Consider the following 14,414-nt stretch of genomic DNA (forward strand, 5'->3'; position numbering starts at 1 on the left):
GCCCGGTGCCGCCTCGTCGGCCAGGTGCCTCTTTCAGAACATCACCGCCGGCACGGCTGCCGGCCTGCGGTTCCAGGGGCGCTCCGTCCCAGGGACGCGGTTTCCTAGGACGCAGCGACCCACCCATCGCGATCGCGGCGCCCCCACCGGGGCAGGAGGATGAAGGCATGGCCGGCAACGTGGACCTCTCCCAGTTCCTGCGCCGCTGCCGGGACCGCATCGACCCCGAGTCGGTCGGACTTCCCGAGCGCGGTGCCTACCGCCGCGTTCCCGGGCTGCGCCGCGAGGAAGTCGCCCAGCTCGCCGGGGTGAGCACCGACTACTACACCCGCCTGGAGCAGGGCCGCAGCATCACTCCCTCCGACAGCGTCCTGGACGCCGTCGCCGATGCGCTGTGCCTGGACGACACGGAGCGGGCGCACCTGCATGACCTGGTCAAGGCCAGGCCCGGCCGCCGCGCCGGGCGCGCCGCGCCCAGTGTGCAGCGCGTCCGCCCCGGGCTGCTGCGGTTCCTGGAGTCCTTTCACGACCACGCCGCGTTCATCCTCGGCAGGCGCGGCGACGTCCTGGCCACCAACCACCTGTGCCGGGTCCTGATCGCCGACTTCGATGCCATGCCCTACCGGGAGCGCAACCTCACCCGCTGGATCGTTCTGTCGCCCGAGGCCCGCGAGCTGTACGCGGACTGGGAGCGGCTCGCGGCGGAGATGACCGCGATCCTGCGCCTGGACGCCGGCCGGCACCCGGACGACGCCCGCACCGCCGAACTGGTCGGCGAGCTGACGATGAAGAGCGAACACTTCCGCCGCTGGTGGGACGACCACAAGGTCCTCACCCGCACCCACGGCCAGAAACGCTTCAACCACCCCCTGGTGGGCGAGCTCACCATCGACTACCAGGCCCTGACCCCGCCCGGCGAGGACGAGCAGACCCTCTTTCTCTACATGCCCGCCGCAGACCCCACCTCCCAGGACGCCTGGCGCCTGCTCGCCGACTGGAACACCCCCGCACCCGACCTCCCCCAGCCGGACGGCACCGACCGCACTCCGTCCGCATCCCAAGACAGGAGCAGCCCGTGAGCACCCCGCCCACCCGTCCCCTGGCCCTGGTGACCGGAGCCTCCAACGGCATCGGCTACGAGATCGCCCGCCTGTGCGCCGCCAACGGCTTCGACCTCGTGGCCACCGGCCGCAGCGCGAAGATCGACGAGGCATCCGAGCAGTTCACCCGTGACGGCGCCCACGTCACCACCGTCCGCGCCGACCTCGCCGAGGCGAACGGGGTCGAGACGGTGTGGAAGGCCGTGGAGGACACCGGCCGCCCCCTGGCGGCCGCGGTGCTCAACGCCGGACGCAGCATCGGCGGAGCCTTCCTCGACACCGACCTGGACGACGAACTCTCCCTCATCTCCCTGAACGTCACCTCGGTCGTCCACCTCGCCAAGCACGTCGCCCGGCACATGGCCGCCCACCACGCGGGCAAGATCCTCATCACCTCGTCGCTGTCCGCGACGTTGCCCACCCCCTACGAGACGGTGTACGGGCCCTCCCGCGCCTTCACCCGCATGTTCGCCCTCGGTCTGCGGGAAGAACTCAAAGGACACGGCGTCACCGTCACCACGCTGATGCCCGGAGCCACCGACAGCGACTTCCACGCCCGCGCCGGCATGAACAACACCGCCTTCGGTACCGGCGCGAAGAAGAACAGCCGCAAGGACGTCGCCCGCCAGGGCTTCGTAGCCATGATGGAAGGCCGCGCCGAAATCGTCGGCGGCGACGCCGCCACCAAGCGCACCGCCCTCCGGCACCGCTTCCTGCCCGAGACCTACAAGGCCGCCCGCCACGCCACGAAGGCCGAACCGCGCCCTGAGCACTGAGCGCCCAACAGACCGGACGACCCCAGTCCCAAGCGCCGACTCTGGGGATGAGAACAGTGCTGCGGGCGTAGGCGTGGGCAAGAGCGCGAGGGAGCTCCCGAGAGTTCCTGTCGCCGTCGTCCGACGACAGACGACCGACGCGCCCCCGGATTCCGGTGCGGCCCGAGGCGCACCGGAGAGACGTGAGCGCGGGGCCGGTCCGCTGTACCGGAGGTGTCCCGTCTACAGGGGGAGGCGCCCGCGAAAGGTCTCCGGTGTGGTCGAAGCACCGCAGCAGCGGGGCAACACGCCCCGCCCCGGACGGGGGCCGGGCGCAGCAGGTTCAGGGGGCGCCGTCACGTTCACCGCCGTACGCAACCGACCGGAGTCGCCCCGCCCGGCCGCCCGAGTGCCGACCGCCTTCGGAGGCACGGTGCAACGTCCGCAGATGCATGATGTTCAAATGTCTGATGTTTGTATAGGGTGTGCTCATGGAACGGGAACGGATCAGTGCACCGCGACGGGCGACCAGCCTGTCCGCGCAACTCGTAGAGAGTCTTCGCTCACACATCGAGGCAGGGGGCTGGCCGGTGGGGACGCGCATCCCACCGGAGCAGGCCCTGATCGAGGAGCTCGGGGTCGGACGCAGCACGCTGCGGGAGGCGATCGGTGCGTTGGTGCACCTGGGCCTGTTGGAGCCCCGGCCCGGGGACGGAACCTATGTGCGTTCCGCGAGTGAGCTGCAGTCGGTCATGGTGCGGCGGGCGAGTTCCGCGAAGCGGGACAACGTATTGGAGCTGCGGACCGTACTGGAGGAGTACGCCGCCGGAGCCGCGGCGCTGCGCCGCGACGAGGAACAGCTTCAACAACTGCGGGAGCTGCTGGCCGACGCCGATGCGGCAGGCGACAGCCAGGACACGGCCGCGGCCGTGAGCGTCGACGCGCTGTTCCACCGGGCCGTGGTCCGGGCGAGCGGGAACGACCTGCTGATCGAGATGTACGACCACCTCGGTACGGCGCTCACCTCGTCCCTGGGCGGCCTGCCCTGGGACGCCGCGCACGCCGAGGAACACGCGCGCCTGCACCGGCAGTTGGTCGCCGCGGTCGAGGCCCGGGACGCGAGCGGGGCCCGGGCGGCGGCAGCGGCGATCGTCCGGTGCACCCGTGACCACGAGAGCGACCGGTCACGAGCAGGTGAGGACCAGTGAGCGCTCAGTCCTCCTCCGTGTCCCCACGTCGCTCCGTCTCCCGGTCGACGCACGCCGGTCGCACCGACCCCGCGCCGCCTGCTGTGTCGGTCGGACTCGTCGTCGCGATCTGTCTCGTGGCGGCGAACCTGCGCACCACCCTCACCGGTGTCGGCACGCTCCTCCCGGAGATCGAACGTGGCAGCGGTCTCACGTCGAGCTGGGGCGGGTTGCTGAGCACCCTCCCGCTGCTGACGTTCGCCGCGACGTCGCCGCTGGTCGCCGGCGCCTCCCACCGGTGGGGCGGCGCCCGCCTGCTGGTGGCGTCGCTCGGGGTGCTGGCCGTGGGCACGGTGGTCCGATCCCTCCCCTCGGTGGTCTGCCTGTTCGCCGGTACGGTGATCCTCTCCGCGGCCATCGCGTTCGGCAACGTGCTGCTGCCCGCACTGATCCGGCGCAGCGTCCCCGCGCATCGCATCCAGGGCGTCAGCGCTCTCTACGTGACCGTCATGGGCCTCATGGCCGCGGTGTCCTCCGGGATCTCCGCGCCGCTGGCCCACACCGTGCCGGGATCCTGGTACACCGCGCTGGCCTGGGGGGTCGTCTTCACCGTCGCGGCGTTCCTGGCCTGGCTGCCCCGTATACGGGGGGACAAGCCACAGGCGTCCACCGGCGGGACCCGCAGCCCGGTCCCCTGGCGGTCGCGGCTCGCCTGGCAGGTCACCTTCTTCATGGGCCTGCAGTCCCTGGCCTTCTATACCGCCGTCGCGTGGCTGCCCAGCATCCTGATCGACCGCGGCACGAGCAGCACCACGGCCGGCTGGATGCTGTTCTACTACCAGGTGGTGTCCCTGGCGGCCAGCAGCCTTCTGCCCCTGCTCTCCGGGGGCCGGCACGACCAGCGGTGGACGGCCGCCGGGGCCTCGGTCCTCGTGGCGGGCGGGTTCACCGTCCTGGTCGCCGCGCCCGGGCTGCCCGTCGTGGCGTGCACTCTGCTCGGCCTCGGCGGCGGCGCGAGCCTCGTCCTGGCGCTCACCTTCCAGAGCCAGCGGGCCGGCAGCCCAGGCGAAGCCGCTGCCCTGGCGGGCATGGCACAGTCCGTCGGCTACCTCGTGGCGGCGGCCGGTCCTCTCCTCCTCGGCATCCTGCACGACGCCACGCACAGCTGGACACTCCCGCTCGCCGTCCTGGCCGTCCTCGGTGTCGCCACAGCAGTCGCCGGGCACGGTGCGGGACAGGACCGCCACATAGGCCGGCCCGCCGACTGACACGGACGCCCTGCCCGAAACCGGCTGGGTGAATTCCCAGACGCTCATCCAGCACGTCCTGGGCCTTCGCCGCACCGATCTTGTCCCATACGTGGGCGGCGCCGAGAGCTGTGGGGGCAGCGATGAGCATGGCGCCGCGTGCGTCCTCGACGACCTCCTTGACGGTGTTGCTCTCGATCCGGGCCTGCAGATGCGCCGCCCGCAGTTCCGGCGTCAGGTTGCGGCGGGTCGCAGCCATGCTTGTGCGATGGCGAGCCAGGCCTCCGCGCGGTCACTGCCCTGGGGGATGGTGCGGGCGGTGCGCTCAGCGCCATCCAGATCGGTTTGGGCCTGCGCTTTGGCCGTATCCGCCGTCAGCCAGTGCTCGCCGTGGTCTTGTCCGAGGTCGAGAGCGAGCCGTTGGGCGTTCTCGAACAGCCGGTGCGACAACTGCGGTTCGGTGGCCGCCGCCCGGCTGCCCGCCAGCGTCAGACACCGGATCAGCGCCCATCGCGCCATGGTCAGTCCGTGGTGGTCGTCGCCGCCGGGAATCAGTCGCTCTGCGTGCGGGAGCACCTGCATGCTCCCTCCCGGATTGACCACGGCCGTCCTGGACACCACATCGACGGCGGCTTCGGCGATCTGTGCACGCACCTGTGCTTCCTTGACAGGGACGCCGTCCATCCCTTCGACCACCCACAACTGCGGGTGGGCTGCCATGTGCTCGGACAGCAGGGTGAGGGCGCGTTCGGTGTCGGCCAGCAGCTTCTCGACGCGGTCGAGGCCGGTGCTGTTGATGACCGCTCGCTCGGCGCGGTGGACGAACCACCAGGCCGTGTACACCAGTGCCCGTCCGAGTGCAGCCAGCGCCGCGTATCCGGGCGCGTGGACAGGACTGATACGCCGGGCCATGGACACGCCGCACGCTGCGAGCGCCAGCGCCCGGTCTCCGTCGTCGGCAGCGTGCATTTCGGCGGCCCCGGCGAGCACCACGGCGGCTTCACACCAGATCTGGTTCGCGTCATCGTGGGTACTGCCGTCAGTGAGGTCGGCCGTCACCGTTTCCAGGAGTGCGACAGCTCGCTCGGGGTCGGTGACCGTCCAGGCTCCCGCGATTTCCACGCGCGTGGACCGGACCTCTTGGTACAGACGCGCCCGGCGCCAGTTGAAAGCGACGCGTGTGATGTCCCCGTCCGCGTCCGCGGTCAGCTGCTGCGCCCGTTCCGGATCGGCGGGGGCGAGAAGGCGGGCGGCGTGCAGGAGGGCCAGGGCACGGTCCCGTCCCGCCGGCAGGGCGCGAGCGGTCCGCTCCGCCTCGCGCGCGGCTGTGCTTCCCTCGGCGGTAGCGACGGTGCGGCCGGCGGTCTTGGGAGCGGGGATATGCGGGGCCGTAGGTTCTGCGGTGGCGATCAGGCGGGCGGCCTCGGCCGCCAGTGTCCTGGCCCGGTCGGGGGCGACGTCGCGCCACTGGGCGGCGAGTATTTCCAACTCCTCGGCCAGTTCCGCCCCGTCGGCGTCAGCGCGCAGGAGTCCTTCGAGCTCGTCCGCGAGCCGGCCTCCCCGCTCAGGATCAGCGGTGAGGGCTGCGGAGGCGAGGAAGAACAGTCCATCCTCGCGAGCCGAGACGCTGTCGTCGTCATCACCGATCTGGTCCAGCAGGGACTCGGCCTCGTCCAGGAGGCGCCGGGCCCGGCCGACGTCGAGTGCCGCCAGGCTGCCGGCGACCTCGGCGAGGATCTTCAGTTGTACCTCGGGCGCGATGGCGTACCTCTCAACCGGCCCGTCCTTCAGGCTGATGGCACGGGCGCTGCGTTCGGCCTCGTCGGCGAGGGCCAGCGCGCGGGCCGGGTCGATGCCCGCCCATACACGGGCCGCACCGGCGATCAACCGTGCCCTGTCGTCCTCGTCCTCGCAGGCGCGGGCGGCGTGCTCCGCGGCAGCCAATGCCCCGATCGCCCGACGCCTGCGCTGCGCATCCGCGGGGGTGGTGGCCGGGAGCCGCGTGGGCGCATCGAGCTTGGGCGCGTGGCCAGCACTTCCCGCGGCCACCGTTTCCAGCAGGTCCTTGGCCTCCTGGACCGTCGCTCGCCGGTCGGGGTCTTTCACCAGCAGTCGGGCGATGAGCTGCGTGAGTGCTCCAGCACGCTGCGGCTCGGGTGGGTCGTCGAAGAGGACAGCGCTGAGCGCATCACCCGCCGCTTCCCGGCGGAACGGCGAGAACCCTTCGACCGCCTGATAGAGGGTCACCCCGAGCGAGAACAGATCGCTGATGGTGCGGCCGTTGCCGCGCACGCGTTCGGGCGCGATGTACTCCACCGATCCGATGAGCAGTCCGGCGCCGGTCAGCGCGGTGTCATCGTGGTGGACCGCGATGCCGAAGTCCGCAAGAAGGATCCGTCCATCGCCGGTGAGCATGACATTGGCGGGTTTGACGTCGCGGTGCTGGATGCCCGCGGCGTGAGCCGCGCCGAGCGCCTCCAGCAAGGCCGACGCGATGGAGGCCGTTGCCTCGACGCTCAACGGACCGGATGCATCCAGACGTTCCTGCAGTGAGAGGCCCTCGACGAGCTGCATGATGATCCAGGGGACACCGCCGTCGACGACAACGTCGTGGACGGATACGACGTTCGGGTGGTCCCGCAGACGAGCGGCGTTGCGGGCCTCGCGCTCCGCCCGCACCAGCCGCTGCCGCTGCTCCTCGTCCGACGCGGAGGGAGGAATCGACACCGCTTTGACTGCGACGTCGATCCGCAGCGTTTCGTCCCGCGCCAGCCACACCTGCCCGAATCCGCCCGTTCCCAGCCGCTCGCCTAGGCGGTAGCGCCCACCGACCACACGGCCCGGCTCCGTCCCGTTCCTCACAGCCCCGCCCCTTCTCTCGTGCACTGGGTGAAGACAAGCGTATGGACCTGCGTGTGCCGCAGACAGAGGGCGGCTGGCTGCGTAGGCGCGGACCATCTGGTAGGAGACGCCCCGCCTGGAAGGTCATCGGCGGCCGCACCGCCACCCTCGCCTACACCACCTTCTACCGGCAGGACGGCACGCAGAAGGGCGAGGTGCAGGTCTCCTACGACAGAGCCACCCTCGTCACCGTCCGCGCCTACACCGTCGACGTCCCCTCCCGCACCGAGACCATCGCGCTTCAGGTCCCGGCGGACGCAACGACGGCCCGGGTTCGCTTCCGTTACACCGGCGGCAACAACTGGTACTGGGTGATCGACGCCGTCAAGATCACACAATCCTGACCGGAACATCCCCTGACCGGCCTCTGCGACACCAGGCCACCGGATCCGGCCGGCGGCCGCGCCCGCACCCGCTGCCCGCACCCGCTGCCCGCACGGCCGCCGAGCGGGCGCACCTGCATGCCCTGGTCAAGACCAGGCCCGGCCGCCGCGCCGGGCGCACCGCGCCCAGTGTGCAGCGCGCCCGTCTCGGGCCGCTGGGGTTACCGGAGTCCTTTCACGGCCACGCCGCGTTCATCCTCGGCGGACACCTCCCGCCCACCACGCGGCGGGGCACCGGCGTGCCGCGCCCCGGCGAGGGAAGGACCATGGGGGCATGGCACTCGACACCACGCAGACCACCGGGACCGCCCTGGTCACCGGCGCCTCCTCCGGAATCGGTGCCCTGTACGCCCGCCGGCGTGGACCTCCTCGTCAACAACGCGGGCATCAACGGCTACGGCCCGTTCGCCGAGACCGGAGCCGGCCTGCTGAGCCAGGTACTCGCCGTCAACGTCACCGCCCTGACGATGCTGACCAGGGCCGCCGTGCCGGGGATGCTGGCGCGTGGGCGAGGCGCCGTCGTCAAGGTCGCCTCGCTGCTGGCGCTCGCCAGAAGCCTGCCGCCGGAGGGGTTGCCCCACCGGGCCGTCTACGGCGGCACCAATGCTCCGGTGACCTGGCCGACTCCGACGAGGAGTCCCAGGAGATCTCGATGCTCGCCTTGCGCCTGCTCCAGTCCGCGCTGGTGCAGGTCAACACCCTGCTGCTCCAGGACTTGCTGCGCGAGGTGAAGCGGCAGAAGCGGCTCACCGACGCCGACCGGCGGGCTCTGTCCCCGTTGTTCCGGACCCGCGTGCCCCTACGACCGGTTCGAGCTGGACACGAATTCCCATCTCGACCTCGCCGTTGTGGCGTAACCCCTAGGTGGCCCGGCCTGAATCGTCGGCCAGAGCGGCCGCGGTCAGGGTGAGGTGTTGGACCAGGACCGCGGCTGCGGTGTCGGCGTCTCGGGCCAGCACCGCTTCCTCCAGCGTGCGGTGTTCCTTGGCGCCGTCGCGGTCGGGGTTGCGGTGTGCCGACCAGCGGCGGGCCAGCTCGCTCGCGGTCCACAGCCGGTCGAAGGTCTCCAGCAGCGCGTGGTTGCCACACCCTTCCAGCAGCGTGCGGTGGAAGGCCCTGTGGGCTTCGGCCCATGCGCTGGTGTAGTACTCGCCTTCTTCCGTCGCGTACGCAGGAGTGCGCACCAGACGATGGTGAGCGGCCCGCACGCGGGCCTCCCAGTCGAAGTCGCCGCGCTCGATGGACATGCGCAGCACCACCGGTTCGACGGTCCGGCGGGCTTCTGCGATCTCCTGCCAGCGGCGGTCGGAGAAGGACGGGACCGCGAAACCGCGGTTGGGCAACCGGTCGGCGAGCCCCTCGCCGACCACCCGCACGAGCGCCTCGCGCACCACGGCCAGGCTCACGCCCTGCTCCTTGGCGAGTTCCTGCGGTTTGAGGGGGGCGCCGGGGAGGTGGTCCCCGCGCATGATCGCGTCCCGCAGGTGTGCGTAGACCTGCTCGGAAAGCATCTGCTTCCCCGGTGGGGTCGAGGAGTGCGCCGTCTGACTCATGAGTCCATCGTAGACGATCCCCTAGATAATCGATTATCAGTGTTATGGTCGATTCAGTAGCCGATGAGGGCGACCTCGCCCGGAACAGGAACGACCGCTGTGCCTGCCAACGACCCCTTCGCCCGCCTCCCGAAGGCGGACTGGTTCACCGTCACCAGCACTACCGTCACCGACGGCGCCGCGTGGCCGCCCGCGCAGTACTCCTCCGGCCTGCCCGGCGGGAAGGACATGTCCCCGCAGCTGTCCTGGAGCGGCGCGCCAAGCGGCACCAAAAGCTATGCCGTCACCGTTTACGACCCCGACGCCCCCACCGGCTCGGGGTTCTGGCACTGGGCGGTCGCCGACATCCCCGCCACCACCACCGAGCTCTCCGAGGGCGCCGGCGACGACACCGGCTCACAACTACCCGAAGGCGCCTACCAGTTGCCCAACGATGCCCGCGTGGCCCGCTACATCGGCGCCGCCCCGCCGGCCGGGCACGGCCCGCACCGTTACTTCGTCGTGGTACACGCCCTCGACATTCCCGCCACAGGTGTCCCGGCCGACGCCACACCGGCCGTCCTCGGCTTCACCATGGCCGGCCACACCCTCGGACGCGCCGTGCTGATCGCCACTGCTGAGACACCCGCCTGACAGCGCCCCCGATGTTCGGAGACACCACCACCATGCACCTCGACAGCCCTGCCGACTCCGCCCGCACCGGCGACGGCCCGATGGACCTCAACGCCGTCCGTGCCGTCAGCCGCGCAGTCAGCGCCGCCCACCTGTTCATCTACCTTGCCCCCGAGAGCGCCGAGGAGGCGGCCACGCTCGGCGTGACCGACCGCGGGCCGGCATATCTGGCCTTCCGGTCGGCCGCGATGGGCGCGGTCCCGTGGCACGTCACGCTCGCGGCCTTCTACAACTTCAGCCCGCGGGCAGTGAGGGCCATGGCGGGCGTGTGGGACGCCGCGCCGCCCGAGCGGTGGCAGGCCGCCCGCTTCCTGGCCGTCGGCCGGGCGATGCGGCGCGTCAAGGTACAACTCACGGATGACCACCTTGCCGAGGCGCGCTCGCTCATCGACCCGGTCGTCGCCGGTGCCGACTACGCCGGCAAGGTGCTCGCCGCCGCGAACGCCTCGGTCGCGCTTCCCTCCGATCCTCTTGTCGCACTGTGGCAGCAGATCACGGTGGCGCGCGAGTGGCGCGGCGACGCCCATCTCGTCGTACTCGCCGACAACGGCCTCGGGCCGTGCGACTGCCTCGTTCTGCACACCGCGACCGGCCGCCTCCCGACAGCTCTCGTGCGGGCGACCCGTCAGTGGGACGACGACGAGTGGAGCGCGGCGACGGCACGCCTCGTCGCGCGCGGCTGGCTCGACTCCAACGCTATGGTCACCGACGCCGGCAGTGCGGCACGCGAGCGCATCGAAGTGGAGACAGACGAGCACTGCACCGCGCTGTGGGCGCCGATCGGCAACGCAGGCGCCCGCCGCTTCGCCTCGCTCATCGCGCCGATCGCCAAGGCGTTCACCGAGGCAGGGACGTTTCAGGCTGTTCGCGGATGATCCAGGACTACCGAAGGACCTTCGTGGTCACGACATGCCGACTGCGGGAGGAGACGGCCGGAGTGGGGTGAATGAGCCTCTGCAACGTGGCCCCGATCGGGTGACGGAGCATTGGCATCGGCGAGAGAGCGGCGCTGGTCGGCGGCGCAGTCGACGCGAGATCCACCGTGACTCGTCCGAGTGGCCGCTGAAGAGGCTCAATGTCTCGGTCCCGGTCGGTCTTTGCGGCTAACCGGCGCCGCCGTCGGCGGCGGGCAGGAGCAGGAGTTTGCCGTGGGCGTGCCCGGTCAGGCTGATTTCGAGGGCTTTGCGCCAGTGTGTGAGGGAGAAGGTTTCGGCGATCGGTACGGTGAACCTGCCTTCGGCGGCCAGCTGGGCGAACTCGGGGAAGGCGCCGAAGCGTTCGTCGTCGGTTTGCGTCGCGGGGTCTTCGTGAAAGGTGTCGCGCACCCCGAGTTCGGGTGCTGCGGCCAGGTCGGAGCAGGTCAGCACCCGCTGGGGGGCGCCGTCGGCGATCTTGACGAGTCCGGGCAGGGCGCCGCTCGGCGGCGCGGCGTCGAAGACGAGGTCGGCGTGGCCGAGGCCGAGGGCCTCGACCCGTTCGGCCAGGCCTTCGCCGTAGCCGACCACTGTGGCCCCCAGGTCACGCAGTTGCTGGGTGTAGGTCTGTCCGGCGGTCGCGATCACCCGTGCTCCGCGGACGAGGGCGATCTGCACGGCCGCGTAGCCGATGGTGGTTCCGGCGCCGTTGACCAGGAGCGTGTGCTCCGCGGTCAGGCCGAGTCGTGCGAGGTGCCAGGATGCGGTGCTCAGCGCCATCGGGAGCGCGGCGGCCCGGGTGAGGTCCAGGCCCTCGGGCACCGCGAACCAGTGGTCCAGCACGGCGCGGTCCGCCGCGCCGGCGCTCGGCTGGCGGGTGAAGTCGGCGGTGCCGAACACGCGGTCGCCGATGGCCGTGTCCGTGACGCCCGCGCCGATGGCCTCGACGACACCCGAGACGTCGCAGCCGATACCGCGCGGCAGGCTGCCGGGGAAGAGTCCGCGGCACAGCGCCCAGTCGGCCGGGGCCAGTCCGCACGCGTGCACGGCGACACGTATGCGGCCGGGCTCCGGCTCGGGCACGGGAGCGGTCTCCAGGCGCAGGACGTCGGCGGGCTCGCCGTACTGGTGAAAGCGCACCGTGCGCATGGTGCCCGGCGTGAAAGCGGATTCGGCCATGAGGGTCCCCTCCCAGGGATAAACGGAACGTGTTCCGGTTGGCTCGGGCTTACACTTCCCCGATGACCGACTCAAATGGAACGCGATCCACTTAGCCATGGCCGCCGAACCCTCCCCGGCACACCAGCCGCTGCGCGCCCACGCCGCGCGCAACCGCGCGACCGTACTCGCGGCCGCCACCCGCGCCTTCGCCGCCTGTGACACCGAACCGTCGATGCGCGAGATCGCTCGCCAGGCGGGCGTCGGCGTCGCCACCGTCTTCCGCCACTTCCCGACCCGGGAAGCGCTCGTCGACGCCGTCTACCAGGACCAGGTCATCCGACTGACGGCCGGAGCAAGCGAGTTGCTCGCCAACCACCCGCCCGCGCAGGCACTGCGCCGGTGGATGGACCTCTTCGCACAATGGCAGGCGACCAAGCACGGCATGACCGACACCCTGCTCGCCATGATCGACGCCGGCGAGATCTCCCTCGCGCACACCCGACAGGAGCTCCTGTCGGCCATCACCATGATCCCCGACGCCGGGGCCACCGCCGGCGACATCCGCGCCGACGCTCGCGCCGACGACGTCTCCGCCGGCATCCTCGGCATGCTCGCCGTCGCCGCCAAGTCAGCGGAACCTGCCCAGGCCCAACGCCTGCTCGACCTGCTCATGGACGGTCTCAGACCGCGCTGAGATGCGCAGGCGCTCCACCGCCCACTTCGCCCTCGTCCTGCGCGGGCGCCGCCGCGACTCCGGCCTGGACGACAGAATCGTGGCCGCCGCCATCTCCACCCACTGCCTGGACATCAGCGAGCCGAAGACCGTAAGCGGCCGGGAAGCCGGCTCCCGCCTCTTCACCGCCCGGTGGTCCCTGACCGACCTCCCCGCCCGCCGGCCCCCCGTGCCCGACCCGGACTGGCAACCCCCGACCGATCCCGGCGAGGCGGCCGCGCACCGCCCCGGGGCCAGAACGCGGGGGAGTGGGAGATACCCCGCGTCCCGCTCCAGTACGAGCGCACCGCCCTCGCCGGTGCGGTGGTGCGCGAGAAGCTGTGCACCACCACCGCCGTGCGGGGCTGGGCGTACGACGCGTCATCCACCAGCAGGCGGCGAAGCCCGAGCAGCTGCTCGCGCCCCCGGCCGACGAAGTCGAGCACGACGACCAGGAGCCGAAGGCCGGTCGCGGGGAGGCGATCGATATGACGTCGCTGCGGGCTTTGCGCGAGTCCCGCACCGACGTGGAAGCCATCGACCTCATAGCCGACCGACTGCGCCGCCTCCAAGACGCCTTCGCCAAGGCGGCCGACCACTCCCGCACCACCATGCACCGCTACGCCGGACAACACGCCGCACAAGACGAAGCCGACGCAGTACACCCGGTGCGCCCGGACGATCAGCAGGCGCACCGCTCGCAGGAGCCCGGACCGCACCGAGGCCGGCGGGCCGGCCACTGAGTGGACCCGATGGCGCGCACCCGGGGCGGTGGTGCGCACTGACGCGTTCAGGGCGATGGATGGTGTGCCGCCTGCCACTGCACGCCGGTCCGTACGCGGTGCAGAATCCCGTCGATCACCTGCCGGTGGTGCTGTCCCCTGCCGCAACGCCTGTTGCTGACCGGCAGGAACGGCTGCGGCCGTCCCCACTCCACGTCACTCAGATCGGCCCGCCCCATGACAGGGAGAACGACACGGACATACGCCGGTCACAAGGTCACACGAACGTTTCCCCCTATTCTGTGACGAAGGGTGCGTATCCCACTGGAGCCTCGCTCACCTGTAGGTCCGAGAAGAGCAAGGTCAGGTTGTGCGCGTTGGTCTCGATGCGTACCTCATGGAAGTCGACCCCGAGGGCGGTCGACCAGTGTCGGGTCGCCTCCGACTCAGGGAGAAGCTTGGCTCCCGGGTACAGACAGTGCCACTTCACGCCCCAGACGTATCCGTCGAGATCGGCGTCGGTCTCGGACTCGATGAGCCGGTCGTCCAAAGAGACCCGCCAGGTCTCCGCCGGCACCGAGGTCTCGCAACGGGCCTCGACACAGAACCGAAAGAGATACCGCAGGTGGGACGGGAGGATGCCGGTACGGGGATCCGCAGTCGCGTAGACGATGACCTCGTAGTCGCGCATGTAGTTGGTGTATCCGTGGTGCACGACAGCGTGATCGAAGGTCTCGTCCAGCATCTGTTCAAGAACTGCGGTATCCATACCGCCCTTCTACCTCACTCGGCGAGACCTTCGAATCGGCTTTGCGTTCGTAGCGGCGATGCAGGCGGCGACAACCGGCCAGCTGGGAGACCGTTCCTTCGACGACCCAGCGAAGTCGGCCCAGCCGGCCTGTGCTGAGGGCGATGCCGCCCGCTGTCAGAGGCCGGCAGCCTGCAGTTGAGCGAAGCTGCCGACCTTCGCTGACCACGCCTGCTGATCCGGTACAGCACGCCAGCCGATCAGGGTCACGTCCGCTGGAGTGGTGTATCGACGGCCACTCGGTGATCTCGTCTTTGAGGCTATGCGGTGAGTTCGGTGGGCAGGACGGTGTCGTCGGT

General features: G+C 70.8%; 16 protein-coding genes. 11 read left to right on the forward strand and 5 right to left on the reverse strand.

Annotated features, from left to right (window positions below):
* Window positions 1-167: 167 nt before the first annotated feature.
* From ABZ719_RS26565 to ABZ719_RS26580, 4 genes are all read left to right on the forward strand, one after another.
* Entirely contained in the window at window positions 168-1,079 is a 912-nt protein-coding gene (locus tag ABZ719_RS26565; protein ID WP_366727678.1) for a helix-turn-helix transcriptional regulator, read from the forward strand.
* Window positions 1,076-1,876 carry an SDR family NAD(P)-dependent oxidoreductase gene (locus ABZ719_RS26570; RefSeq protein ID WP_366727679.1) on the forward strand — a complete coding sequence of 267 codons (801 nt, stop codon included), beginning with the start codon at window positions 1,076-1,078 and terminating at the stop codon, window positions 1,874-1,876. The genes ABZ719_RS26565 and ABZ719_RS26570 overlap by 4 nt, the downstream gene beginning before the upstream one ends.
* Before the next feature lie 470 nt (window positions 1,877-2,346).
* Entirely contained in the window at window positions 2,347-3,063 is a 717-nt protein-coding gene (locus ABZ719_RS26575; RefSeq protein ID WP_366727680.1) for an FCD domain-containing protein, read from the forward strand.
* Entirely contained in the window at window positions 3,060-4,310 is a 1,251-nt protein-coding gene (locus ABZ719_RS26580; RefSeq protein ID WP_366727681.1) for an MFS transporter, read from the forward strand. The genes ABZ719_RS26575 and ABZ719_RS26580 overlap by 4 nt, the downstream gene beginning before the upstream one ends.
* 213 nt (window positions 4,311-4,523) lie before the next feature.
* Here the strand turns inward: ABZ719_RS26580 and ABZ719_RS26585 are convergent, their stop codons facing one another.
* The gene (locus ABZ719_RS26585; protein ID WP_366727682.1) at window positions 4,524-7,124 is read right to left on the reverse strand and encodes a serine/threonine-protein kinase; all 2,601 of its coding nucleotides are present in this window, start codon (window positions 7,122-7,124) and stop codon (window positions 4,524-4,526) included.
* A gap of 80 nt (window positions 7,125-7,204) precedes the next feature.
* Between ABZ719_RS26585 and ABZ719_RS26590 the strand changes: the two genes are divergently transcribed.
* From ABZ719_RS26590 to ABZ719_RS26600, 3 genes are all read left to right on the forward strand, one after another.
* Window positions 7,205-7,534, forward strand: a complete 330-nt coding sequence (locus ABZ719_RS26590) for a hypothetical protein (RefSeq protein WP_366727683.1) — start codon at window positions 7,205-7,207, stop codon at window positions 7,532-7,534.
* Between the two features lie 398 nt (window positions 7,535-7,932).
* Window positions 7,933-8,304, forward strand: a complete 372-nt coding sequence (locus ABZ719_RS26595) for an SDR family NAD(P)-dependent oxidoreductase (protein ID WP_366727684.1) — start codon at window positions 7,933-7,935, stop codon at window positions 8,302-8,304.
* Window positions 8,226-8,483 (forward strand): Tn3 family transposase, encoded by a 258-nt coding sequence (locus ABZ719_RS26600; protein WP_366727685.1) that lies wholly within the window; start codon window positions 8,226-8,228, stop codon window positions 8,481-8,483. Before ABZ719_RS26595 ends, ABZ719_RS26600 begins: the two co-directional genes overlap by 79 nt.
* On the opposite strand, the gene ABZ719_RS26605 is transcribed toward ABZ719_RS26600, so the two are convergent.
* Window positions 8,434-9,126 carry a GntR family transcriptional regulator gene (locus ABZ719_RS26605; RefSeq protein WP_366727686.1) on the reverse strand — a complete coding sequence of 231 codons (693 nt, stop codon included), beginning with the start codon at window positions 9,124-9,126 and terminating at the stop codon, window positions 8,434-8,436. The two genes, ABZ719_RS26600 and ABZ719_RS26605, sit on opposite strands and share 50 nt — an antisense overlap.
* Window positions 9,127-9,225: 99 nt before the next feature.
* Here ABZ719_RS26605 and ABZ719_RS26610 point away from each other — a divergent pair, with 99 nt between their 5' ends.
* On the forward strand, window positions 9,226-9,759 hold the full coding sequence (locus tag ABZ719_RS26610; protein WP_366727687.1) for a YbhB/YbcL family Raf kinase inhibitor-like protein: 534 nt from the start codon (window positions 9,226-9,228) through the stop codon (window positions 9,757-9,759).
* A gap of 32 nt (window positions 9,760-9,791) precedes the next feature.
* Window positions 9,792-10,673: a hypothetical protein gene (locus ABZ719_RS26615; protein WP_366727696.1), complete on the forward strand. Its 882-nt coding sequence runs from the start codon at window positions 9,792-9,794 to the stop codon at window positions 10,671-10,673.
* 228 nt (window positions 10,674-10,901) lie between these two features.
* Here ABZ719_RS26615 and ABZ719_RS26620 read toward each other — a convergent pair whose 3' ends face one another.
* On the reverse strand, window positions 10,902-11,861 hold the full coding sequence (locus tag ABZ719_RS26620; RefSeq protein WP_366727697.1) for an NADP-dependent oxidoreductase: 960 nt from the start codon (window positions 11,859-11,861) through the stop codon (window positions 10,902-10,904).
* Window positions 11,862-11,988: 127 nt separating this feature from the next.
* Here ABZ719_RS26620 and ABZ719_RS26625 point away from each other — a divergent pair, with 127 nt between their 5' ends.
* Both ABZ719_RS26625 and ABZ719_RS26630 read left to right on the forward strand, forming a co-directional pair.
* A complete protein-coding gene (locus ABZ719_RS26625; protein ID WP_366727688.1) occupies window positions 11,989-12,567 on the forward strand; it encodes a helix-turn-helix domain-containing protein in 579 nt (192 codons plus the stop codon).
* Window positions 12,568-12,926: 359 nt separating this feature from the next.
* The gene (locus ABZ719_RS26630) at window positions 12,927-13,328 is read left to right on the forward strand and encodes a hypothetical protein (RefSeq protein ID WP_366727689.1); all 402 of its coding nucleotides are present in this window, start codon (window positions 12,927-12,929) and stop codon (window positions 13,326-13,328) included.
* Between the two features lie 47 nt (window positions 13,329-13,375).
* Here ABZ719_RS26630 and ABZ719_RS26635 read toward each other — a convergent pair whose 3' ends face one another.
* Entirely contained in the window at window positions 13,376-13,546 is a 171-nt protein-coding gene (locus tag ABZ719_RS26635) for a transposase (protein ID WP_366727690.1), read from the reverse strand.
* Between the two features lie 56 nt (window positions 13,547-13,602).
* Window positions 13,603-14,076 (reverse strand): hypothetical protein, encoded by a 474-nt coding sequence (locus ABZ719_RS26640; protein ID WP_366727691.1) that lies wholly within the window; start codon window positions 14,074-14,076, stop codon window positions 13,603-13,605.
* Between the last annotated feature and the right edge of the window lie 338 nt (window positions 14,077-14,414).

The organism is Streptomyces sp. NPDC006743 (assembly GCF_040703815.1).
In the GTDB taxonomy this organism is placed as follows: Bacteria; Actinomycetota; Actinomycetes; order Streptomycetales; family Streptomycetaceae; genus Streptomyces.